This is a genomic window from Sediminibacillus sp. JSM 1682029 (assembly GCF_041366435.1).
GTDB lineage: Bacteria > Bacillota > Bacilli > Bacillales > Amphibacillaceae > Sediminibacillus > Sediminibacillus terrae.
Genome location: NZ_JBEWYY010000013.1, coordinates 22,240 through 43,883, shown reverse-complemented (window position 1 = coordinate 43,883; position 21,644 = coordinate 22,240). Strand labels below are relative to the sequence as shown.

At 45.8% G+C, this 21,644-nt stretch carries 23 protein-coding genes, 2 riboswitches and 1 other annotated feature; of the genes, 17 read left to right on the top strand and 6 right to left on the bottom strand.

All coding sequences use genetic code 11. The features are described from left to right. Window positions 1-2: 2 nt before the first annotated feature. Window positions 3-962 (top strand): ornithine carbamoyltransferase, encoded by a 960-nt coding sequence (gene argF, locus ABVF09_RS17415; protein WP_153465011.1) that lies wholly within the window; start codon window positions 3-5, stop codon window positions 960-962. 171 nt (window positions 963-1,133) lie between these two features. Here the strand turns inward: argF and ABVF09_RS17410 are convergent, their stop codons facing one another. After that, the gene (locus tag ABVF09_RS17410) at window positions 1,134-2,015 is read right to left on the bottom strand and encodes an STAS domain-containing protein (RefSeq protein WP_037328928.1); all 882 of its coding nucleotides are present in this window, start codon (window positions 2,013-2,015) and stop codon (window positions 1,134-1,136) included. 216 nt (window positions 2,016-2,231) lie between these two features. Between ABVF09_RS17410 and ABVF09_RS17405 the strand changes: the two genes are divergently transcribed. From ABVF09_RS17405 to murB, 4 genes are all read left to right on the top strand, one after another. Further along, window positions 2,232-2,951 (top strand): ABC transporter ATP-binding protein, encoded by a 720-nt coding sequence (locus ABVF09_RS17405; RefSeq protein WP_026770923.1) that lies wholly within the window; start codon window positions 2,232-2,234, stop codon window positions 2,949-2,951. Further along, the gene (locus ABVF09_RS17400) at window positions 2,948-3,961 is read left to right on the top strand and encodes an ABC transporter permease (RefSeq protein WP_371069736.1); all 1,014 of its coding nucleotides are present in this window, start codon (window positions 2,948-2,950) and stop codon (window positions 3,959-3,961) included. Before ABVF09_RS17405 ends, ABVF09_RS17400 begins: the two co-directional genes overlap by 4 nt. 21 nt (window positions 3,962-3,982) lie before the next feature. Continuing rightward, window positions 3,983-4,633 carry a TetR/AcrR family transcriptional regulator gene (locus tag ABVF09_RS17395; protein ID WP_026571421.1) on the top strand — a complete coding sequence of 217 codons (651 nt, stop codon included), beginning with the start codon at window positions 3,983-3,985 and terminating at the stop codon, window positions 4,631-4,633. Window positions 4,634-5,287: 654 nt separating this feature from the next. After that, window positions 5,288-6,238 carry a UDP-N-acetylmuramate dehydrogenase gene (gene murB / locus ABVF09_RS17390; protein ID WP_026770920.1) on the top strand — a complete coding sequence of 317 codons (951 nt, stop codon included), beginning with the start codon at window positions 5,288-5,290 and terminating at the stop codon, window positions 6,236-6,238. A 63-nt stretch (window positions 6,239-6,301) separates the two neighbouring features. Here the strand turns inward: murB and ABVF09_RS17385 are convergent, their stop codons facing one another. Both ABVF09_RS17385 and ABVF09_RS17380 read right to left on the bottom strand, forming a co-directional pair. Next, a complete protein-coding gene (locus tag ABVF09_RS17385; protein ID WP_371069735.1) occupies window positions 6,302-7,582 on the bottom strand; it encodes an MFS transporter in 1,281 nt (426 codons plus the stop codon). A gap of 66 nt (window positions 7,583-7,648) precedes the next feature. Continuing rightward, complete coding sequence (locus ABVF09_RS17380; protein ID WP_026571418.1) at window positions 7,649-8,284, bottom strand: ArsR/SmtB family transcription factor; 636 nt, start codon at window positions 8,282-8,284, stop codon at window positions 7,649-7,651. 159 nt (window positions 8,285-8,443) lie between these two features. After that, a riboswitch (FMN riboswitch) is annotated at window positions 8,444-8,588 on the top strand. A gap of 184 nt (window positions 8,589-8,772) precedes the next feature. Here ABVF09_RS17380 and ribD point away from each other — a divergent pair. From ribD to ABVF09_RS17335, 9 genes are all read left to right on the top strand, one after another. Further along, complete coding sequence (gene ribD, locus ABVF09_RS17375) at window positions 8,773-9,876, top strand: bifunctional diaminohydroxyphosphoribosylaminopyrimidine deaminase/5-amino-6-(5-phosphoribosylamino)uracil reductase RibD (protein WP_371069734.1); 1,104 nt, start codon at window positions 8,773-8,775, stop codon at window positions 9,874-9,876. Beyond that, window positions 9,877-10,536 (top strand): riboflavin synthase, encoded by a 660-nt coding sequence (locus ABVF09_RS17370; RefSeq protein WP_026770918.1) that lies wholly within the window; start codon window positions 9,877-9,879, stop codon window positions 10,534-10,536. Window positions 10,537-10,547: 11 nt separating this feature from the next. After that, window positions 10,548-11,753 (top strand): bifunctional 3,4-dihydroxy-2-butanone-4-phosphate synthase/GTP cyclohydrolase II, encoded by a 1,206-nt coding sequence (locus tag ABVF09_RS17365; protein WP_371069733.1) that lies wholly within the window; start codon window positions 10,548-10,550, stop codon window positions 11,751-11,753. A gap of 20 nt (window positions 11,754-11,773) precedes the next feature. Next, entirely contained in the window at window positions 11,774-12,241 is a 468-nt protein-coding gene (ribH, locus tag ABVF09_RS17360) for a 6,7-dimethyl-8-ribityllumazine synthase (RefSeq protein WP_026571413.1), read from the top strand. 241 nt (window positions 12,242-12,482) lie between these two features. Beyond that, the gene (locus tag ABVF09_RS17355) at window positions 12,483-12,806 is read left to right on the top strand and encodes a hypothetical protein (RefSeq protein ID WP_026571412.1); all 324 of its coding nucleotides are present in this window, start codon (window positions 12,483-12,485) and stop codon (window positions 12,804-12,806) included. Window positions 12,807-12,933: 127 nt separating this feature from the next. Next, the gene (locus tag ABVF09_RS17350) at window positions 12,934-13,500 is read left to right on the top strand and encodes a TetR/AcrR family transcriptional regulator (RefSeq protein WP_026571411.1); all 567 of its coding nucleotides are present in this window, start codon (window positions 12,934-12,936) and stop codon (window positions 13,498-13,500) included. Between the two features lie 122 nt (window positions 13,501-13,622). Then, complete coding sequence (locus ABVF09_RS17345) at window positions 13,623-13,943, top strand: DMT family transporter (RefSeq protein WP_026571410.1); 321 nt, start codon at window positions 13,623-13,625, stop codon at window positions 13,941-13,943. Between the two features lie 89 nt (window positions 13,944-14,032). Continuing rightward, window positions 14,033-14,233 (top strand) — a binding site (T-box leader). A gap of 68 nt (window positions 14,234-14,301) precedes the next feature. Further along, on the top strand, window positions 14,302-15,741 hold the full coding sequence (gene proS, locus ABVF09_RS17340; RefSeq protein ID WP_371069732.1) for a proline--tRNA ligase: 1,440 nt from the start codon (window positions 14,302-14,304) through the stop codon (window positions 15,739-15,741). Between the two features lie 79 nt (window positions 15,742-15,820). Continuing rightward, complete coding sequence (locus ABVF09_RS17335; RefSeq protein WP_026571408.1) at window positions 15,821-16,042, top strand: hypothetical protein; 222 nt, start codon at window positions 15,821-15,823, stop codon at window positions 16,040-16,042. Window positions 16,043-16,086: 44 nt separating this feature from the next. Here the strand turns inward: ABVF09_RS17335 and ABVF09_RS17330 are convergent, their stop codons facing one another. Both ABVF09_RS17330 and trhO read right to left on the bottom strand, forming a co-directional pair. Further along, window positions 16,087-16,566, bottom strand: a complete 480-nt coding sequence (locus ABVF09_RS17330; RefSeq protein WP_026571407.1) for a glutathione peroxidase — start codon at window positions 16,564-16,566, stop codon at window positions 16,087-16,089. A gap of 471 nt (window positions 16,567-17,037) precedes the next feature. Beyond that, window positions 17,038-18,012 (bottom strand): oxygen-dependent tRNA uridine(34) hydroxylase TrhO, encoded by a 975-nt coding sequence (gene trhO / locus ABVF09_RS17325; protein ID WP_026571406.1) that lies wholly within the window; start codon window positions 18,010-18,012, stop codon window positions 17,038-17,040. 296 nt (window positions 18,013-18,308) lie between these two features. On the opposite strand from trhO, the gene ABVF09_RS17320 reads away from it, so the two are divergent. The 3 genes from ABVF09_RS17320 (at window position 18,309) to ABVF09_RS17310 (ending at window position 19,634) form a co-directional block, all read left to right on the top strand. Beyond that, on the top strand, window positions 18,309-18,506 hold the full coding sequence (locus tag ABVF09_RS17320; protein WP_026571405.1) for a cold shock domain-containing protein: 198 nt from the start codon (window positions 18,309-18,311) through the stop codon (window positions 18,504-18,506). Window positions 18,507-18,625: 119 nt separating this feature from the next. Continuing rightward, on the top strand, window positions 18,626-19,312 hold the full coding sequence (locus ABVF09_RS17315) for a class I SAM-dependent methyltransferase (RefSeq protein ID WP_371069731.1): 687 nt from the start codon (window positions 18,626-18,628) through the stop codon (window positions 19,310-19,312). 10 nt (window positions 19,313-19,322) lie between these two features. Further along, complete coding sequence (locus ABVF09_RS17310; protein WP_026571403.1) at window positions 19,323-19,634, top strand: hypothetical protein; 312 nt, start codon at window positions 19,323-19,325, stop codon at window positions 19,632-19,634. Window positions 19,635-20,209: 575 nt separating this feature from the next. Here ABVF09_RS17310 and ABVF09_RS17305 read toward each other — a convergent pair. Further along, on the bottom strand, window positions 20,210-21,091 hold the full coding sequence (locus ABVF09_RS17305) for an NAD(P)-dependent oxidoreductase (protein WP_371069730.1): 882 nt from the start codon (window positions 21,089-21,091) through the stop codon (window positions 20,210-20,212). 252 nt (window positions 21,092-21,343) lie between these two features. After that, window positions 21,344-21,536, top strand: a riboswitch (cobalamin riboswitch). The last annotated feature ends 108 nt before the right edge of the window (window positions 21,537-21,644 follow it).

Genomic DNA, 21,644 nt, shown 5'->3' with positions numbered 1-21,644 from the left:
AGATGGGATTGATGAAAGAGATCAGTATCCAGCAACAATTGGCAGGAAAGGATTTTTTGACGCTTGCCGATTACAGCAAGCCAGAAATCGCTTATTTGCTCGAACTTGCCGCATATCTGAAAAACCAACGCCTCAAAGGTTCAGTGGAGCAGCCGTTACAGGGTAAAACCCTGGGAATGATCTTTGAAAAATCGTCTACCCGTACACGCGTTTCTTTTGAAGCGGGGATTTATCAATTGGGCGGCACAGGATTGTTTCTCAGCTCAGATGATATCCAAATCGGCAGAGGTGAACCGATTTCAGATACAGCTAAGGTACTTTCCGGTTATTTGGATGGCATGATGATTCGGACTTTCTCGCAGCAAGTGGTAGAGGAGTTGGCGGAAAATGCCACCATTCCGGTCATCAATGGGTTGACGGACAGCTACCATCCATGTCAGGTTCTGGCGGACCTGCAAACGATTGAAGAAGTTAAGGGCGGATTATCGGGAGTCAAGCTTGCTTACATCGGTGACGGGAACAATATGGCCCATTCTTTGATGCTGGGTGGGTCTATCATGGGGATGGATATCATTATAGCTGCTCCGGGAGGGTATCAGCCGGAAAAGGCGATCACCAAACACGCCCAGTCGATTGCAGCGTCGAATGGCAGCAAAGTGGAGGTGACCTCCGATGTTGTCGCTGCTGTCGATAAAGCAGACGTAGTTTACACGGATGTGTGGGCCAGTATGGGGCAGGAAAGTGAACAAGCGGTACGGGAGCAGGTATTTCTCGATTTTCAGGTAAACAAAAAATTACTGGAGCTTGCTCATCCGGATGCTATTTTTATGCACTGTCTGCCCGCCCATCGAGGAGAAGAAGTCACGGCAGACGTGATTGATGGAAAAAAATCGGTCGTTTTCCGACAAGCGGAGAACAGACTCCATGCCCAGAAAGCCTTAATGACCGCCCTCATGGGATAAGGGGCCGTTGAAATTGGTTGTTCAGGTGCATGATAGATAAGCAGCGACATAACGAGAATGATTCTTCGTCGGCTAAAAATAAGTTTTTGACCGGATGAACAAACAAAGCCATGTGAATAGTGCTGAAAAAGGGGCTTCCCAAATGAATGGGACAGCCCCTTTTCAGTATATCTATAGGTTTTTGTTTGCTTGTAAGGCACTGACGCCGTTACTTTGATCCACTCGTTGATTGACTAAATATTCATCGAGGGCTTGCTGTAAGGTTCCTTTGATTTCCGCCTTGTTTTCGAAAACTAAATCCTGTGCCATCATATTACGGACAGTTTCCGGACGTAACCCTGTAATAACGGGAGTACACCCCATCATGCCTATTCCGTCCAACAGTTTCAAGAAGTTTGTGGCGATATTGGATTCCATTCCCAAAATACCGGACAGATCCATGATCAAGGTACGAATGCGCAGTCTTCCGATTTCCATTAACACCTTTTCCTCGATGGTGGTGACGCGGGAGGCGTCAATTTCTCCAATCAAGGGGAGGATACATACATTTGGCGTAACCGGTATAATCGGGACGGAGAGATTTTCGACCATCTCACGTTGTGATTCGATTAATTCATCTTTATATTTGGAATAACTGATAAAAAATCCATTGAGAAATTCGTCGATCAATGCATTGATTTTGCTCTCTGTGTCATAGAAGCGCTCCCGATCCACATCCATTCCGGACAGCAATTCATAATCATGCAAGGCTACCCATAGGGTTCTGCGGATGGCTTGTACCCATTCCAATTTAAATGCCAGCGTCAGGGAGTAGTTCGCCCAGGCTATTCCCTCTTGTTTTGCAAAAGCCACTACTTCATCTTTTTGATCCTCCACGACGTAAAGGACAATTTTGAGCGCGTTCTTCAATAGATTTATATTGCCGATAACACGGATTTCTTCAATCTTGTCCCGGACATTGACAGCTTCATTTAACAGTTTTTGTTCGAATGGTTCTCTGTTTTGGATGAGGAAATCTTTGATGTTCATCCCTTCTTCATAATACCAGTCCATGATTATTCACTATCCTTTCTACGAAAGTAGGAAATATGAGATAAAACGATTGTTTTGTCACTTTTTGCTCAAATAGTGATTAGATTATAACAAAATCTCCATCCGATTAAAATTAATAGGGTGCTTCACAATAGGTATTGGTAAAAATTGTTGTCAATCACCAGCATAAGCTTTATTATAATAAGTGAGTAATCACTCACTAATGGAGGGGATGAAATGGAGATTGTGGAACTGCGACATGTATCGCATTCATTCGGTAAACAGAGTGTCCTGCAGAACATTAGCCTGACCATTCAACGCGGAAGGATTTTTGGATTGCTCGGTCCTTCCGGATCTGGTAAAACGACACTTGTAAAAACGATTGTCGGCACTTTAACGCCTGAAGCAGGAGAAGTAGTAGTGTTGGATACCCGGATGCCATCCCTGCAAACAATGGAATCCATCGGTTATATGGCACAGTCGGATGCTCTTTATCATGAGTTGACAGCAAAGGAAAATCTCGCTTTTTTTGCAGCGATTTACGGTGTGCCCAAAAAACAGGTGGCCGGGCGCATCGATGAAGTTTTAGAAGATGTTGGTTTGCAAGACAGCAAACATAAAATTGTCCAGGGGTTTTCCGGAGGTATGAAGCGGCGTCTATCCTTGGCTGCGGCGTTGATCCATCGCCCTGAACTGTTAATTCTTGATGAACCGACGGTAGGAATCGATCCTTTATTACGCAATAAAATTTGGGATAGGTTTGCCGATCTGAAAAGGCGAGGAACAACCGTTATCGTTACCACTCATGTGATGGATGAAGCAGAACGGTGCGATAAGTTAGGGCTGTTAAGGGGCGGAAATATCATTGCTCACGGATCTCCCCAAGCGTTAAAACGGGATACGGGTACCGACTCGATTGAAAAAGCGTTTCTAAAGTACGGGAGGGAAGAAGCATGAAGTTAAAGGCGATTGTAGTCCGGATAATCCGTCAATTTATTCGAGATAAGCGGTCACTTGCGTTGATGATTGTTGCCCCTCTACTAATTTTGACGTTGACCTGGCTGGTGTTGGACCAGGAATCTTATCAACCAAAGCTGGCAGTCGAGGGGGCACCTGCTCCGCTTAAAGCGGCAGTGCAGGACAGTATGCTGGAAATCGTCGAGGTGGAGGATCCCGGCCAAGCGCTTGCCGATTCGGAAATCGACGCCCTCCTCGAAGCAGATGGACAGTATATCCATGTCACGATAGACAACAGCAAACCCAATCAAGCCGAAGCAGTGAAAATGGGTTTGCAGGAGGCTTTGGCATCCCGGTCGGATCGTCAGGTTCCGGATATTTCCGTCGAGTTTTTATACGAGGATAACGCGGAGACGACATTTGATTATACGGGACCGGTCCTGATCGGCTTTTTTGCCTTTTTTTTCGTGTTTTTAGTGGGCGGTATCTCCTTCTTGAGAGAAAGATCACAAGGGACGTTGGAGCGGCTATTCGCCACGCCTTTGAAAGGTTGGGAAATCATCCTTGGTTATATCAGCGGCTTTGGGCTATTCGCAGTGATTCAGTCGTTTATCGTCGCGTTGTATGCCGTTTATGTCTTGGGAGTTCCGCTAAATGGATCCTTATGGCTGGTCATTCTGGTCACCATGCTTCTTTCATTGAGTGCGCTGACACTCGGCATCCTGTTATCCTCTTTTGCCAGAAATGAATTTCAACTTATGCAGTTCATTCCACTCGTGATTGTTCCACAGGCGTTCTTTTCGGGGATGTTCAATCTGGATAACGCTGCTGATTGGGTGGCGTATTTAGAATATTGTATGCCGATTTCTTATGGGGCCGATGCCCTCAAGGAAATCATGATCAAGGGGAACGGACTGGCTGATATACAGGTCGATCTATATGTTGTCCTAGGGTTTTCTCTATTATGTTACCTGTTGAATCTTGGTACACTTAAGGCATACCGAAAATAATGAAAAAGTGAGGATCAGCTTATGCGGGAGTCCTATTTAAGAGAATTGTTGAAAGTGGATGGACAAGAAATCCGATTGACCGAGAAGCAAGCAAACATTCTTGCGGCTGCAATCGAGATTTTTGCCGAAAAAGGGTATGCGGGCACAGCCACAAGTGAAATCGCCAAGCGTGCTGGAGTAGCGGAAGGGACCATTTTTCGGCACTACCCGGCAAAAAAGGATTTGCTATTGGCTATAGTGAAGCCGGGAGTGCTCAAGCTCGCTGTTCCTGTGTTCGCTGACAACATGGTCGAAAATATTTTCAATCGCGAATTTCAAGGCTTTGACGAGCTGTTGAGAACATTCATTTACAATCGATTGGATTTTGCCAGACAAAATGTCGCGATTTTGCGGATAGTGCTCCAGGAGTTTGCCTTTCACCCGGAAATCAAAATGATTATCGAGGAGGCGTTCCTTGAAAAAGTGTACCCGAGGATCAAGCAGACAGTCACTGGGTTCCAGGAAGCGGGACTGCTTAAAGAAATGCCGATTACGACGACGGTCCGTTGTATTGTCTCCCCGATATTGGGGTTCATCGTCACCCGTTTTCTCTTGAATCCTGATGCTGAGTGGGATGAGGCCCAGGAAGTGGAGCATCTCATTGATTTTATTTTGAAAGGCATGGAAGCATGACATAGAAAGGATGCTCGACAAAAAAGCATTGCGAGTCTCCACTACGGCAAGGTACTTCGATTTCCGCGGGCGCGGATTCAGCTAACAACGACTTTTGTCTCGAATCGTTACGTTCGGAAAGCTATGCCGCACTTAAACAGGAGTGCGGCTTTTTAACTTTTATGCTGCTGGCCATCGCACATCCAATTGCCGAAGAATAAAAGGAACTTCTCATCCTGATTTTCCGTCTTCGCCAAAAAAGAGTCTGTCATCGCTGTTTATTGCTTTCCTTTTAAAGAAGTTTGGATATTCTATCAGCCAAAAGAAGAAAACGAATATATTCAGCCGGTCCTGATCGTCCGGAAGCAGAAATTCGCTGTATATTTGGAATTCGTTCTTTTTTGCTTTGGTGGCCATATTTTGTCCGGGTCGGTTTTATCGAATGGACAGTGTGGGAATGTTTGACTGACTGGCCAGCGGGTAGTGATAGGGGTGATTGGTGATTAGGCACGAATTCTTCTGGGAAGACATAACCTTTTAATGAGCTAAATAAAGGTTGGGAAAATCGTAGTTGGCGCTGTCAAGTCCACCTGTTATAATCAAGGTTATGGGAAAAGGGATTCATGGGTCACTTTTAACCATCAACGAAGAGGACAATTAAAGGAATGATTTGATTTGATAAATATCAAACATGTTTATCAGGAAATATCACATATAACAGCTACAGAAAACATTATGCTGGATGAGCTGTTGAAAAACCATACGTACACTCGCCTTGGCGGAAAAGCGGATATCCTTGTCACGCCGGAAACATTTTCTGAAGTTCAGGAACTGGTGAAGCTTTCCAGAAGGGAAAATATCCCGTTCACCCTGCTTGGCAATGGCTCCAATATGATTGTGAAGGACGGTGGAATTCGCGGCATCGTCATGAGTCAAAAACGCTTTCAGGATATCCGGGTAGAGTCTGATACGATATTCGCCCAAAGCGGAGCGGCCATAATCGATGTTTCACGCCGGGCGTTGAACGAGAGGCTGAGCGGGCTGGAGTTTGCCTGCGGAATCCCGGGAACAGTGGGAGGAGCCTTGTTTATGAATGCCGGTGCTTACGGCGGGGAAATCAAAGATGTATTAGAAGAGGCGGTGGTCGTCGATCGGGAGGGGGCATTATTGACCCTTGCTGCAGAAGAGCTGGATTTGGAATACCGGACCAGCAATATTCCAGACAACGGATACATCGTTTTAGAGGCAAAGTTCAAGCTCCAACCAGGCGACTATCAGAATATCAAGGCAGTGATGGACGACCTTACACATAAGCGGGAATCCAAGCAGCCGCTCGAATATCCATCATGCGGCAGTGTTTTTAAACGACCGCCAGGTTATTTTGCCGGCAAGTTGATCCAGGATAGCGAGTTGCAGGGTAAAGGAGTAGGCGGTGCAGAAGTTTCCACCAAGCATGCAGGCTTCATCGTCAATAAAAACAATGCGACTGCAACCGAATATATCTCTGTCATTGAGCTGGTACAAAAGACAGTCAAGGATAAGTTCGGTGTTTTCCTGGAAAGAGAAGTCAAAATCATCGGAGAAGATGCCGATGCGGAAACGGTTAAAGCAGTAAAGCAAAATTGACAAAAGAAATGGCTGGCACAGAAGCATATTGGACAAAGCAAAACCGAACGATGATTCGAATATCTAAGCATTCGAACCCGTTCGGTTTTCTTTCATATCAGTGGGCAAGTCGAAGGTTTCCGCAGTCATTTCAGCCGTTTTAGGCAGCTTTCGAAGTCCCGGATGACAGAGCCATACGATTGCCACTATCAACAAGCCCGCTCCGGCACAGCTGAAGATCAGGGCGGGAGAAAAGGTAGAAGCAAGGGATCCGCCAGCCAGTGACCCAATCGGCATAGCTGAGGCACTCATACTGCGGGAAACGGTATTGACTCGTCCTAATAGATGGAGCGGGACAACGGATTGCATTACGGCAGCAAACAAAACATTGGTCGCGCCAACTGGTATCCACGCCAACCCGAATAGCACCGCACCCCAAAGGACAGGTGTGAGAAATGTACTGGCAACCCAGAAACAAGACCCGAAAAAAAACGTCAGAATGGAAAGCTTTCCCACTGAAAACCGGCCGAACAAAGAACTGGTCAATGCTCCGAGCAGGGAACCGGTAGACATAGCCGCCAAGTAAAAACCGTATATTTCTGCTCCCCCCAGCTCAGCTCCCAAACCGGGAAGGACGGCCAATCCAGCGCCAATCGCAAAGTTGCAAGCGACAGCCCCAATTAAAAAACTTGCCAACAATGAGTGGAAAACAATCGAAAATCCTTGTTTCAATTCCGTTTTATATTCCAGAAAAGCCTGTTTAACTGATGTCTTTTCTTTCCTCTTTTCTTCGGCCCATGGAAGTTTACAAATAGTGAACAATATGGCTGCCAAAGCAAATGTCATGGAGTCTGCAAGATATAGAGACACAGCTCCTACGATGGCGACGAGGATTCCGGAAACGGCATTGAATAGCAAATCAATCCCCTGATAGGCAAAGGCGAACAAGGAATTTCCCTTTACAAGCTGTTGTCTGGAAAGAATATAGACAAGTGCTTTTGTCTGGGAAGGATAGGCAAATTGTTCAATAAAAGCGATCAGTGGCATGATAATCAGGATGAGATGAACGGACAAAAAACCGAGCCAGTGAGCCATCGGAATGATTAAAATCAGGATGCATTGTAACAGCTGGGTAAGCACAAGTACTTTTTTAATCGGCCATTTATCGACAAACGGCCCTGTGAAAAACTGTAGCGCCGCTGGAAGCAACGTTAAAAACCCCGCCAAACCAGAGTAAAATGCACTGCCGCCTAAATCGTAAACAAGCCACATGGCAGCTACATAGTAAATGCTGTCCCCGATATTGGTGACAATTCTGCCGATAAATAACAGTAGAAAATTTCGATTGGTCCATAGTAAGTTCATTTACGGCCTCCTAGTTAAAAAAGTTATACGGTTGAAAAAAACTAACCGTAAGCTTAAAAAAAGAAACTATTCAGATTCTTTTTTTGATTGATCTTTTATTTCTCTTTTTTGGAACAACGACTCGTCGATTTCGAATCCAAAAGCCGTAATGCTGTATAGCTTTTGATCGGGGGCGTTTTCCGTCTCGGCGCTTAAAGCCTTTAATTCATCTATTAAATCAAAAAACTTCTTAATCCACTGCTTGAAATCTTCTTCCGTTGCCGAGATTTCCCATGTCGAGCCAAGATGCGACCATTCTGCGGGTTTGGATGTAGCTGTCTCTTGCTTAAAGGCATCCTCTGGAGCGGTGATTACCCTCATTTTCGTCCTTTCCAGCATGCGGGTGTACATTTGCCGAATTGATTCACTTAGTTCTTCTTTATACGGAAGCAATTCCTCTGAAGGTGTAAATCCTCTTGCGGTGGATTGGTAAAATTTTTGCATGATTCCATTCTTTTCTTCTGTCTTCACAATTTCCACTAATCCATTTTTGGCTAACTCCCGCAGGTGATAATGAATCTTTGCCCTGGAGAGATTGAATTGGAAGGCCAACTGCTGCCCGGTGTATGGCTGTTCCATCAGCCGCATCATTATCTGACTCCGAAAAGGATCACTCAAAGATTTTAACTGTTCATAAGTCTCCAATACCATTAATTGTTTCATCCCAAGTCACCCCTTTGTTAAAAATCATACGGTAAAATTTATTTAACCGTATAGTAACATGTTCATAGGTCACACACAAGGTAATTTGGAGAAATTTTCATAAGGCTAGTTAGATGCATTTTTCACAAAATAATGCTATGATGTCCTTAATTAAATACGAAATTCCTTTGGGGCAGGGTGTAAATCCCGACCGGCGGTGATGGACAAGTTCATGTCCTCAGTCCGTGACCCGTTTGCGAAAGCAACGGTGGATTTGGTGAAATTCCAAAGCCGACAGTTAAAGTCTGGATGGGAAAAGGAACAGGACGTTTGTGACGTTGATTCGAGTACGGGAAAACGCGGGGCATTTTATGCCGCTGCTTTCTTTGCCGTATTCAGGAAGCACCGTCTCAACTTAACTTTACCTATTTTAAAAGCCCCGGCATCTACCGGGGCTTTTTTGTGTTTTGAATGAAATATCGAAACTCCGTGCTCCGGGAAACGAGAGGATGAAGGATTTGGCATCAAAAGAAACCTATATGGATACAGCGTTGGCGTTGGCAGAAGTGACCATTGGACAAACAAGTCCGAACCCTTCTGTCGGTGCGGTCGTCGTGAAAGATGGCAAAGTGATCGGAATGGGCAGCCACTTGGAGGCAGGGAGTGCACATGCAGAAGTGCATGCGTTGAGACAAGCGGGAGAAGCGGCGGCAGGTGCAGTGATGTATGTCACCTTGGAACCGTGCTCCCATCATGGTAAAACTCCGCCGTGTGCCGATTTGATTGTGGAACATCAATTAGCGAAAGTCTACATTGCCTGTCTGGATCCCAATCCCGAAGTGGCGGGCCGTGGTGTGGAAAGGTTGCGTCAGGCAGGAATCGAGGTCGAAGTGGGCTTGAGACAGGAAAAGGCGTTGGAGCTCAATCGCCGGTTTTTTAAACAAATCAGAGAAAAGTCACCCTTTGTTACATTGAAAGCGGCCATGACTTTGGACGGCAAAACGGCAGCCAGTACTGGTGACAGTCGCTGGGTCACATCGGCAGCTGCAAGAGATGATGTTCATTGGCAGCGTGACCTCCATGACGCTGTCCTGGTCGGTATAGGGACCGTAGTGGCGGACGATCCACGGCTGACTGTCAGACTTCCGGAAGGCGGCAAGCAGCCGATTCGGATAGTGCTGGACAGCGATTTGAGTATTCCTGCCGGCAGCCACCTGCTGACTAGTCCCGAAGCGCCAACGTGGTTGATTTGTGGATCCTCAGCCGATACGGAACAATCCAAGCTGATAAAACCGCATGTGAAAGTATTCCAAATCGGTACAAAGAAAGTAGAGTTGGACTCCGTGTTGAAACTGCTGGGAAATGAGGGTGTGCAGTCTGTCTATGTAGAAGGCGGAAGTACCGTTCATGGCTCTTTTATCGAAACAGGTTTTTTTGATGAGTGTCATTGGTATATTGCTCCGCTCCTTCTTGGTGGGAGTGATGCCATTCCAGTGGTGGGTGGTGTTTCGCCGGAACGGATGGGGCTAGCAAAACAGCTGGACATTAAATCGGTCGAAAAAATCGGCGGCGATCTTAAAGTCATTGCCATACCAAAAAAGGAGGCGGAGTGATTGTTTACTGGTATTGTCGAAGAAAAGGGAAAAGTAACATCCATCCATCGCAAGCAGGACTCGTTGACGATGAACATAGCGGCTGAAACGGTGACAAGCGATGTGAGAATAGGCGACAGTATTTCGGTGAATGGTGTTTGTCTGACCGTCACGTCTTTTCAAGAGACTGATTTTACGGTAGACATCATTCCCGAAACATTCCGTACCTCCTCGCTGTCCGGAGTCACTCCCGGAACTCATGTTAATCTGGAACGGGCCATGCGTGCTCAGGATCGATTCGGGGGGCATTTTGTCTCCGGGCATGTAGATGCTGTAGGTATCATCACCCATAAGTGGAAGGAAGCAAATGCAGTTTATATAACCATCGAAGTCCCGCCAGAGGGAATTCCGTATCTATCGGAAAAGGGGTCAGTCGCAGTGGACGGCACTTCCTTGACCGTGTTTGCCGTCCATCCATCGGCTTTTACGATCTCGTTGATTCCCGAAACACAGCGGGCAACCATTCTCGCTGACAAGCAGACAGGAGAAACCGTCAACCTGGAATATGATGTGCTGGCAAAATACATCGATCGTCTACTGACGGCAAAATACCAGCCTGCAGAAGGGAAGACTGGGAAAATAACCACAGAAAAATTACAGCAATTTGGCTTTTTAGATTAGGAGGACTAGTTATGTTCCAAACGATAGACCAGGCAATACAAGACTTGAGGGCTGGAAAAATGGTCATTGTCGTGGACGACGAAGACCGGGAAAACGAAGGAGACTTGGTTATGCTTGCAGAGCATGCCACTCCTGAATCGATCAACTTCATGGCCAAGGAAGGCAGGGGACTTATATGTGCTCCGATGGACAAAAAGCTGGCCGACAAACTCCGCCTGCCAGCCATGGTGGAAGAAAACAGCGACACTTATGGAACGGCATTTACCATCAGTGTCGACCATGAGGAAACCGATACAGGGATCAGTGCTTACGACCGGGCACTGACCATCCAAAAATTGATTGAGGACAAGACAGAAGCTGCTGCTTTTAAGCGACCTGGCCATGTGTTTCCGTTAGTCGCCAAACGGGCTGGCGTCCTGGAGCGGACGGGTCATACGGAAGCTGCCGTCGACTTGGCGAAACTTGCCGGATCTAAGCCTGCAGGAGTGATTTGTGAAATCATGAACGGCGACGGGACCATGGCGAGGCTGCCGGAGTTGGAAAAAATGGCAGAACGGTATGACTTGTCGCTTATCACCATTCAAGATTTGGTTGCCTACCGAAAAGTGAATGATGTTCTGATCAATAAAGAAATAACCATCGATCTGCCGACTGCCTATGGGGATTTCCGTCTGACTGCTTACACGGAAAAATTCACAGGCAAGGAGCACCTCGCCCTTTTCAAGGGTGAGATAAGCCCGGAGAATCCTGTCCTCGTGCGGATTCACTCAGAATGTTTGACTGGAGATGTTTTTGGTTCCCGCCGCTGTGATTGCGGACCGCAACTCGAGCAGGCTCTCCAAGAGATCGAGGCAGCTGGAACTGGCGTGCTGATATACATGCGTCAGGAAGGCAGAGGAATTGGCTTGCTGAATAAACTGAAGGCTTACAAGCTGCAGGAACAGGGTTTCGATACCGTCGAAGCAAACCACCAGCTGGGTTTTCCGGCAGACTTGCGGGACTATGCAGTGAGCGCCCAAATGTTAAAGGACCTTGGTGTCCGGAAGCTGCAGTTATTGACCAATAACCCGCGGAAAATTTCCGGGTTGAATGATTATGGGTTGGAAGTGACGGAAAGAAAAGCAATCCAAATACCGGCAAATAAAAGCAATGAAAGATACTTGCAAACGAAAAAAGCAAAGCTCGACCATTTATTTGATTTTCCCGGCAGCAACTGATTTTAAGGAGGATGATAAAAATGACAAATGTTTACGAAGGAAACCTGGTAGGTACGGATTTAAAGATCGGAATCGTGGTTGGAAGGTTCAACGAGTTCATCACCAACAAGTTATTAAGCGGTGCACAGGATGCATTGAGGCGACATGGAGTTTCGGAAGACGATGTATCGGTTGCATGGGTTCCTGGCGCGTTCGAAATACCGTTGGTTACGAAAAAAATGGCTGCTTCCAAAAAGTATGATGCGGTGATTGCCTTAGGGACGGTCATCAGGGGATCGACTCCTCATTTTGATTATGTAAGCAGCGAAGTTTCAAAAGGAGTGGCCAGTGTATCCATGCAGGAGGATTTGCCGGTGATATTTGGTGTGCTGACCACGGATACCATCGAACAAGCAATCGAAAGAGCTGGGACAAAAGCAGGCAATAAAGGAGCAGAAGCAGCCGTTTCAGCAATAGAAATGGCCAACCTGTTGAAAAATCTGGCTTGAAAGACTATATGCGAAGAAAACCGGGCAGCCCTGACTTGAGGGGTTGCGCGGTTTTTTTGAACAGGGTCTGGCGAGTGTTTGCCACAGAGAGGGTGGACGCTGAAGCTGGAAAAGACTGTTCTTGCCAGTAAATATCCCGCCCCTCGCTGTGATGTTTGCTAAGAATGTAAAATACTGATTTTCCTATTCTCCAAACGATGCTTGCCTGTTATGGTACGATAATCGTAATAGGAGGGATACGGTGATTACGTATGAAATCTTGGAAAATAATTTAGGCAGTGTAAAGCCTATGGATGAACAGTTCATTTGCGATGAAATCGAAGAACTGATCGAGCGTTTTGCTTTGACTATCACCCAAAGAACCACCTTAAGTACAAAAAAGGGCTGTTACCATTGGCACACAAAAAAAGAAGGACAAAAAGGGGTACTCGAGATCACCTACTGGCCAAAACACGGAAGGCTTTGGCTGGAAATAGCGGATAACCGTAAGGCGGAATGGAATATCGAGCTAATTGCCGAGCTTGCCGAAGAGCTCGCTGAAAGATATGGCGGCCAAGTAGGGTAAAAGTGTTTCAGCAAACACGGAAGAATTGACAGCTAGAAGGGAATCCAGGTAAAATGGAAACTGAAAAAACTGAATGAGTTTCCGTGATTTATTCAATTCACGGGGACGATCTAGAAGGGGTCATAGCGTGAAGGAAAGAATTATCAAGCAGGTCGTCGAGGAAATACAGCAAAGCGGTATGCGTTTTACGGTAGATGATATCACCAACCAACTAGGAATTAGTAAAAAAACGGTTTATGAGCATTTTTCCTCGAAAGAAGAAATTATCGAAACCATCGTGGATAATATTTTAGAAGAGACAGACCAGAAGACCAATCAATTGATGGCTGATGATTCTATTTCTTTTATCGACAAAATCAAACAATTGATGCAAGTACTCCCGGAATATCATCAAATCTATGATCGCCCGATATTGGATGAAATGAAAAGGTATTATCCCGATCAATGGGTGAAGATGGAAGATGCGCTCGAAGAAGATTGGGATGATTTGCAGAAATTGATCGAACAGGGCATGGAAACGGGAGAAATTGTTTCAAACTACTCGATTCCCGTCATCATGAAGGTGCTGATCGAGGCAATCAATACAACGTTGGACCAGCACTTTTTCAATAAAAACAATATTACAGTGGCGGAAGCTTTGTCCCAAATAGTCGACATCCTGCTGTATGGATTGGTACCAGAGAATAAAAGATGAGACGCTTTTATTCTTTGATTTTTGTATAAATAAACGGTAAAAACGTTTATAGTTTATTGGTTTTTTGGCTGGCGATGCGGGAAAGAAAAAAAGACGAAAACGGAAACAGGGAGGTATTCAAGATGGCATATTTACTATTGGCAGGAGCCATTATAAGTGAAATTGTCGGAAGTTCCATGCTGAAGATGTCTGCTGGGTTCACAAAATTGATTCCAGGTGCCATGGCGATTATAAGTTATGGTGCATCGTTCTATTTTCTGGCGTTGGCGTTGAAAGAGCTGCCAATGGGGCTCACGTATGCGTTGTGGGCTGGTATCGGCACCGTGATGACCGTGATGATTGGCATTGTTTTTTGGAAGGAACAGTTTTCTGTTCAAACGATGGTTGGAGTCGCCGCAATCGTGATTGGTGTCGTTGTCCTGAATATGCCGCAAGGAGCCTGATAAGGGGACTGTCCCCGAAAAGGAAGTTAGCATGGGCAACTTGACAAGGAGCCGGTTAATTCATATAGTATTTATACATTTGAATTTACGAATAAGCGATGACAAGGATCAGTACTGGAACAAGCGGTAGCGCAGAGAGGGAATGGTTGGTGAGAATTCCTGTACAGCTGTCCGGGAACCTGCCTTGGAGCTCAGTATCGATAAGATGCAAGCGGAGATATCCGTTATCAAAAAAAGAGTGCGCAGGAAACTGCGAACAAGGGTGGTACCACCAGACCTCGGTCCCTTTTTCAGGGATCGGGGTTTTTTGTTTTTTGCTGCATGAATTGAAAAATAGAAAAAGAAAAGGTGGTTGAACATGGCCAAAAAAAATAAGCAATTTGTCGAAAAAGTCACCGCAATGGAAGACGATTTTGCCCAATGGTACACAGACGTCGTTAAACAGGCTGATTTGGTAGACTATGGTCCGGTAAGAGGCTCGATGATCATTCGGCCGGATGGTTATGCGATTTGGGAAAACATCCGGGATATACTCGATGCAAAAATCAAAGAAACCGGACATGAAAACATGTACTTTCCATTGTTCATTCCGGAAAGTATGCTGCAAAAAGAAAAAGACCATATCGAGGGATTTGCTCCGGAAGTTGCCTGGGTGACACATGGCGGTGATGAAGAGTTACAAGAACGGCTGGTTGTCCGTCCGACCTCTGAGGTGCTTTTTGCTGAACATTATGCAAAAATCATCCACTCCTACCGCGATTTACCAAAGCTGTACAATCAGTGGAGCAACGTCGTCCGCTGGGAAAAAACGACCAGGCCGTTCCTTCGCTCACTTGAGTTCCTGTGGCAGGAAGGTCACACATGTCATGCATCCGATGAAGATGCAGCCAGGGAAACACGACAAATGCTTGATGTGTATGCAAGTGTCTTCGAGGATTACATGGCGATTCCGGTTCTAAAAGGAAAGAAAACAGAGAAAGAGAAGTTTGCCGGGGCTGCCTATACCTTGACGATCGAAAGTTTGATGCATGATGGGAAGGCACTGCAGGCAGGAACGTCCCACCATTTGGGGACCGGGTTTGCCGAAGCCTTCGATATCCGCTTTACCGATGAAGACGGTGAATTGCAGCCCGTTCATCAAACGTCCTGGGGGTTCACCACAAGATCGATCGGAGCAATGATCATGGTTCATGGGGATAACCGCGGCCTGGTAGTCCCTCCGAAAATCGCCGCCAAGCAAGTGATGATCGTGCCGATCGGCCAGCATAAAGAAGGAGTCCTCGACAAGGCATATCAATTGAAAGAACAGCTTGGAAGCATCGCCAGGGTCGATATCGATGCGAGTGATAAAATGCCTGGTTGGAAATTCAATGAGTATGAAATGAAGGGGGTACCGATCCGATTGGAGATCGGGCCGAAGGATATGGAAAAAGGGCAAGCTGTACTGGTGCGCAGAGATACTGGTGAGAAACAGTTCACACCGATTGCTGAACTGGAAACGGCCATTCCGGAGTTGTTGGAGGATATCCAGCGAAGCTTGTTCGAAAAAGCCAAGCAGCACCGCGAGGCTAAAACCACTGTGGCGAGAAACATGGAAGAGTTCAAACAGAATTTAGAACAAAATCCCGGTTTTATCAAGGCGATGTGGTGTGGAAGTCGGCAGTGTGAGGATCAAATAAAAGAAGAAACCACCGCGACATCCCGCTGTATCCCTTTTGAACAGGAGATAGTCGCCGATACTTGTGTCTGCTGTCAAGAGCCAGCAAAAGAACTAGTCTACTGGGCTAAAGCATACTGACGATCCCTGAAAAAGGTTTGTCCTCCTCCCTATGCAGGGAATAGTATAAAAACACTTTAACATAGTGGAGGTTGGTAGCATGGACAAGTCAGAACGCGAGCGTGGCAGTCTGCTCCCCGATCAAAAAGATGAAATCAAGTTCAAAGAGTCTAAGGAAAAACAGGACAAACGTGATACTTTTGCTGAACCGCAGGAGGATTTCCCGATTGATCAGGTGGAAAAAGATGAAAAAGCAGACAGAAAGAAAAGAACCTCTTATAAAGATATCGAAACCGACGAAGAAAAGGCAAAAGACGAATAACTAAAAGCTGCGGCTTCTCCTATCGGGGGAGAGGCCGCAGCTTTTTATGAATCCAGAAGTTGTCGGATGTCCGCTTCTATGCTTTCTGGTTTGGTCGACGGGGCATATCGTTTAACGACATGACCGTCCTTATCGACTAAAAACTTGGTGAAGTTCCACTTAATCTGTCCGGAAAGGATGCCAGGCGCTTGCTTGCTTAAATAAGCAAAGAGCGGATGGGCGTCTTTTCCTTTTACATCTACTTTACTGAACAGCGGAAAGGTGACCCCATAATTTACTTGGCAGAAATCCTGGATGGTTTCTTCTGAACCAGGCTCCTGGTTCATAAATTGATTGCTGGGAAAACCCAATACAACCAAACCTTTCTCCCGATAAGCATCATATAACTGCTGCAGACCTGCATACTGGGGAGTGAAGCCGCACTTGCTGGCGGTGTTGACTATCAGCATCGCCTGTCCTTCGTACTCCTTCAGGGAGATGTCCTCCCCCGAAATGGTTGTGGCGGAAAAGTCATAAACATTCATCTAAAATCCCCTCCTTTATTGCAGGATAGCATAAACCACCCCTTTCCTGATAAGGAAAGCACCAATATATACAAAAGACGACCGTAATGGGAGGTCACTGAAACAGTCCTTTTAATCTAAAGTCGCTGACAACGCTCGTTGTTGATCCAGCGTATCGCTTGGCGGTGGATGCTTGCCGCAGGCGTCACCACCGCTCGCTCATCGTGGAATTACCAAGGGCCAATCTAAAAAGAGTTGATTTTTATTTGATTTAAAAAAGAAAATCACTCTTTTTTCTTGCACAATTAACTGTAGTATGAAGGCCTCTATGATGGCAAACGTAGAACGAATGAAGGAACAGGGGACACAAACCTCTAATAATTAGACGAAAAGCGGTCAGTGCGGAAATTAAATTCCGCACTGACCGCTTTTTTTTTAAATTATACCTATCATAAAACTTCGGTTTTTCAGTGGCCTCCGTGATGGTCGCCTTTATTGATGGGCTACGCCATCTTCCCGTTCGATTCTTTCCAATCTTGCTTGTATTTCTTCTTCGGAAAGATTGTGTTCTTCCACATACATGTTGCGTGGCGATACACGGCATTCATGCGTACATCCGCGCATGTACTTATGTTCGTTCTCTTCCGAGCAAAGGAACTGGCGGTTACATTCAGGATTTGCGCAGTTTACATAGCGTTCGCAAGGTTCCCCGTCAAAGAAGTCTTTCCCTACGATGACATGTTCTTTGCGATTGACTGGTACAGAAATCCGTTCGTCAAAAACGTAAAGCTGACCATCCCATAGTTCGCCTTGTACTTCAGGGTCTTTTCCGTAGGTGACGATTCCGCCATGTAATTGGCCGACATCCTCAAATCCTTCCTTTACCAGCCATCCAGAGAATTTCTCGCAACGGATGCCGCCGGTACAATAAGTAAGGACTTTTTTACCTTCCAGTTTATCTTTATTTTCTTCCACCCATTCGGGCAGTTCCCGGAATGTTTCAATGTCGGGACGGATGGCGCCGCGGAAATGACCTAGGTCATATTCATAATCATTTCGTGCATCCAAAACAACCGTATTTTCATCCCGCATTGCCTCATAAAACTCTTGGGGACTAAGGTATTGGCCGGTTGTTTCATTTGGATCGATGTCATCCTCCAGACGGAGTGTAACAAGCTCCGGACGCGGACGCACATGCATTTTTTTGAATGCATGGCCGTCAGCCTCGTCCACTTTGAAGACCATGTCGGCAAAACGAGGATCTGCGTGCATGTCGTCCATATATTTATTGGTTTGCTCTACCGTTCCAGAGACTGTACCGTTAATGCCTTCTTCAGCAACGAGGATACGGCCTTTCAAACCGAGCTCTTTACAATACTTGAGATGTTCAGCTGCATAAGTCTCGGGGTCTTCGATCGGAACGTAGTTATAATACAACAATACTTGATACTTTTCTTGATTATCCATTTTTATTACCACCTATCAATTCATATTTGCAAGATATAAATGTAGGGTGGAATCTATATAACATTGTCTCTTGCAAGCATATATTTTAACAGAGGTTAAAGAGAAAAATCAACTTGTATTTAAAGGTAATAAACGCTCTCAATTTCCGGTTTAGAATGAAAATCGTCGAGGAAATGAAGAAAAGGAAATGGGAATTGAATAATTCTTTCCCATTTCTTTCACAATAAAGAAGGTAAGGGAATTAGAAATACTTTGTGCCCCTTTACCCGCATTATTGTAAGAAGGAGGTTTTTTTCATGACAGGAAAAGTCAAATGGTTTAACGCCGATAAAGGGTTCGGATTCATTGAAAGAGAAGATGGCGACGATGTATTCGTACACTTCTCAGCCATCCAGACTGAAGGTTTTAAAACGCTTGATGAAGGCCAGGAAGTCGAGTTCGATATTGTCGAAGGCGACCGCGGTCCGCAGGCGTCTAACGTCCAGCCTTTATAATCTGCCACTACGTAAAAAAGTGCATCGGTCGATGCGCTTTTTTTGTTGGAGGAAAAACGCTAAAATAGAGGGGATATTCATATGATGGGGATCGGTTAAATGACGGAGGGGGAAGCAATATGGCTGATAAGACGTTTGACTGGCATGAAGAGGCAGGAAAGCAGTGGGATGAACGGGCATCCTTTTGGAGTCAAAACAGCAGAAATATGTGGGATACCGGCAGCAGAAAAGCGATTATTCCATTTCTGGAGCGCTATTTACCAGCGGGTGCTTCCGTGCTGGATGTTGGCTGCGGAGATGGGTATGGTTCCTATAAGCTGAAGCAGGCAGGATACGAAGTGACAGGAACGGATTTATCAGAAGAGATGATTGAAAAGGCAAAGCACATGGCAGGGGAGGGCATAACCTTTCTGAGGGAAGATATCATCCATCTCTCGTTTGGAGACGAAAGCTTCGATGCCGTCATGGGCATCAATGTACTGGAATGGACAGAGCATCCACTGAATGCCCTGCAGGAGCTGGATCGGGTTTTGAAGTCGGAGGGAAGCGTGTGTATCGGTCTGTTGGGACCGACCGCAGGACCGAGGAACAATAGTTTTTCCAGGCTATACGGAAACAAGGTAATCTGTAACACGATGATGCCGTGGGAATTGAAAAGACTGGTTGAAGAGGAAATCGGCTGGACCACCATCAGTGGAAAAGGAGTTTATAAAAAAGGTGTCACCGAAAAGACGACAGCCGGTTTAACAGAAGAATTGCAACAGGCCCTGAGCTTTATGTGGCTGTTTTTGTTTCAAAAGGAATGAGGTGAAAGACATGGATAAAAAAGAGATGGAAGAAAAAATTATCGAGCAATATCGGCAGGACGAGAACATGATGATTCTTGTCTTTGCTCAATGGTGTGTCAATAACGATTTGCAGCCTGAAGAGCTCTACCGGGAAGCCTATCCGGAGCAGGGGAACAATAAAGAGTTGGAAAAGACGCTGGAGCTGACGGTGCCGAAACAGGAGTCGGAGCCAATTCCCGACACCACCGTGCTGAATGTTTTGCAGTTATTCGGAAATGATGACCTGGCTTTCATCGTCAGTAGGGAAATAGAAAAGCGCAAGAAGCAGGAGAACGATTAAAAGCGGGCCGGACAAAAGCATGGCCACCAAAGCAAAAACCGATTCGTTCGGTTTTTATTTGGATGATAAACTTCCTTTTATCCTGTTATTTGATGCGTGCTTCGAATCGCTACGTTTTTGTGCACTGATCTCCACATGATCAAGACAAGATAAACCGTATTCTTCTATTGGTTGATAGGTATTTAAACAGTGACGAAGCCGAAAAATCAGCATGGGGGTCCTTTATTCTTTAGAGATTGGACAAAAGCATAAAAAGGCGACTTCCATACAGCTCAGCTTTCTATGTAAAGGCAATAGGCAAAACGGAAATCACACCAGAAGACTTCCAACGGAGGCAAGGTATGAAGACTCCGGCGGGATGAGCGCGAGCTGAAGATCCACTTGGCAAAGCGGTATTCTTTGCCAAGTTAGCTGAAGCCGTGCCCGCGGAAAGCGAAGTACCTTGCCGGAGTGGAGAGTTGCACTTTTCATAAGGTAGAACGTTTTGCTTTTTGCTCATCAAAAATACCGAAGGAATGGTGTCATTGTTCGGTTTTTATTTGGAACACGATGCTTTTGTCCCAGGTTCTTTTTTATTAAGTTCTGAACAATCTGATCAATGCGTGCGTTCCGTCATCTTCGCCGCCAGATTCTGCCAACCTTTGATACAGCGACAGGGACAGCTCCAATCCAGGGGTGAGAAGCCCCATTTCTTGAGCAGACTCCAGGGCGATTTTCATGTCTTTAATAAAGTGTTTGACATAAAATCCCGGCTCATAGTCACCAGCAATCATCCTGGGGGCCAAATTGCTTAACGACCAGCTTCCTGCAGCCCCGGTAGAGATGCTACTTAACACGCGTTCAGGATCAAGACCTGCCTTTTCTGCATACGTTATTGCTTCACACACACCGATCATATTCGAAGCAATTGTAATCTGGTTACTCATCTTTGTGTGCTGACCAGAGCCGGCTGCCCCCTGATGTACAACATTGCTGCCAAGCACGTCGAAAATCGGCTTGAGCTCTTGAAAGGCAGCTTCAGACCCGCCGGCCATGATTGCAAGTGTACCGTTTTTGGCCCCGATGTCGCCACCCGACACGGGTGCATCGACAGCTTCGATTCCTTTTTTCGCTGCTTCTTTATGAATTCTTTCAGCAAGCTTGGGCTTGGAAGTAGTCATATCGATGACATAACTGCCGGGCTTAGCGTGAGCAAGAATGCCGCTGTCACCGAAGTACACTTCTTCGACATCAGCGGGATAACCGACGATGGTGATGATCACATCTGAATCCGCCGCAAGGACAGCTGCGTTTTCTTTCCAAACGGCTCCAGCCTCCAAGAGTTCATCTGCCTTTGTTTTGGTCCGTGTATATATGTTCAAGGTAAAACCGGCTTCCATCAGGTTGGCAGCCATGCTTTTCCCCATGACACCTGTACCGACAAAGCCAATGGTTGTTGTATCTTTTGCCAGGGTCATATCCACCCTTCCTTTCTGTTACTTAGTCCATAATTAGTTAATAATTCGATAAAAAAGAAAAAAATCCTTCCTGAAAAAACTCGATACTTCGACAAAAAATTTTTTAATCCAGCATTTATCGCGTGATGTCAGGCTTTGTTCCGAGTGAAAGAAAAATAGGGGGATTATTTGGATTGCAAGAAAAAAATGATTGTGATAAAGTCTTAATTAACACAATATATTGTTTATTTGTCTAAAATGAATACTATATGTTGATTCTATGCAAGATCAGGTGACACCTTGTCTTAAAAGGGAATCCGGTGAAAAACCGGAACTGTCCCCGCAACTGTAAGTGTGGACGAACGAGAAGTTCCACTAAACCGCTTTGCTTCACGGCGTCGGTTTGGGAAGGTCTCTAGTAGGAAGAAGCACGAGTCAGGAGACCTGCCTTTTCTTGTAGCGTTTCATTTCTTCGGGGACTGGGGAGTGAAAACGATAGGGAAGAAGTGGCTGTTTATGCCACATTTACTGTCGTTTTCAATCCGTCCATGTCCCATGGACGGATTTTTTGTAT

Coding starts and splice junctions, on each gene's coding strand:
- argF (WP_153465011.1), top strand. CDS start 3: ATGGGATTGATGAAAGAGATCAGTATCCAGCAACAATTGGCAGGAAAG.
- ABVF09_RS17410 (WP_037328928.1), bottom strand. CDS start 2,015: ATGGACTGGTATTATGAAGAAGGGATGAACATCAAAGATTTCCTCATC.
- ABVF09_RS17405 (WP_026770923.1), top strand. CDS start 2,232: ATGGAGATTGTGGAACTGCGACATGTATCGCATTCATTCGGTAAACAG.
- ABVF09_RS17400 (WP_371069736.1), top strand. CDS start 2,948: ATGAAGTTAAAGGCGATTGTAGTCCGGATAATCCGTCAATTTATTCGA.
- ABVF09_RS17395 (WP_026571421.1), top strand. CDS start 3,983: ATGCGGGAGTCCTATTTAAGAGAATTGTTGAAAGTGGATGGACAAGAA.
- ABVF09_RS17385 (WP_371069735.1), bottom strand. CDS start 7,582: ATGAACTTACTATGGACCAATCGAAATTTTCTACTGTTATTTATCGGC.
- ABVF09_RS17380 (WP_026571418.1), bottom strand. CDS start 8,284: ATGAAACAATTAATGGTATTGGAGACTTATGAACAGTTAAAATCTTTG.
- ribD (WP_371069734.1), top strand. CDS start 8,773: ATGAAGGATTTGGCATCAAAAGAAACCTATATGGATACAGCGTTGGCG.
- ABVF09_RS17365 (WP_371069733.1), top strand. CDS start 10,548: ATGTTCCAAACGATAGACCAGGCAATACAAGACTTGAGGGCTGGAAAA.
- ribH (WP_026571413.1), top strand. CDS start 11,774: ATGACAAATGTTTACGAAGGAAACCTGGTAGGTACGGATTTAAAGATC.
- ABVF09_RS17345 (WP_026571410.1), top strand. CDS start 13,623: ATGGCATATTTACTATTGGCAGGAGCCATTATAAGTGAAATTGTCGGA.
- proS (WP_371069732.1), top strand. CDS start 14,302: ATGGCCAAAAAAAATAAGCAATTTGTCGAAAAAGTCACCGCAATGGAA.
- ABVF09_RS17335 (WP_026571408.1), top strand. CDS start 15,821: ATGGACAAGTCAGAACGCGAGCGTGGCAGTCTGCTCCCCGATCAAAAA.
- ABVF09_RS17330 (WP_026571407.1), bottom strand. CDS start 16,566: ATGAATGTTTATGACTTTTCCGCCACAACCATTTCGGGGGAGGACATC.
- trhO (WP_026571406.1), bottom strand. CDS start 18,012: ATGGATAATCAAGAAAAGTATCAAGTATTGTTGTATTATAACTACGTT.
- ABVF09_RS17320 (WP_026571405.1), top strand. CDS start 18,309: ATGACAGGAAAAGTCAAATGGTTTAACGCCGATAAAGGGTTCGGATTC.
- ABVF09_RS17315 (WP_371069731.1), top strand. CDS start 18,626: ATGGCTGATAAGACGTTTGACTGGCATGAAGAGGCAGGAAAGCAGTGG.
- ABVF09_RS17310 (WP_026571403.1), top strand. CDS start 19,323: ATGGATAAAAAAGAGATGGAAGAAAAAATTATCGAGCAATATCGGCAG.
- ABVF09_RS17305 (WP_371069730.1), bottom strand. CDS start 21,091: ATGACCCTGGCAAAAGATACAACAACCATTGGCTTTGTCGGTACAGGT.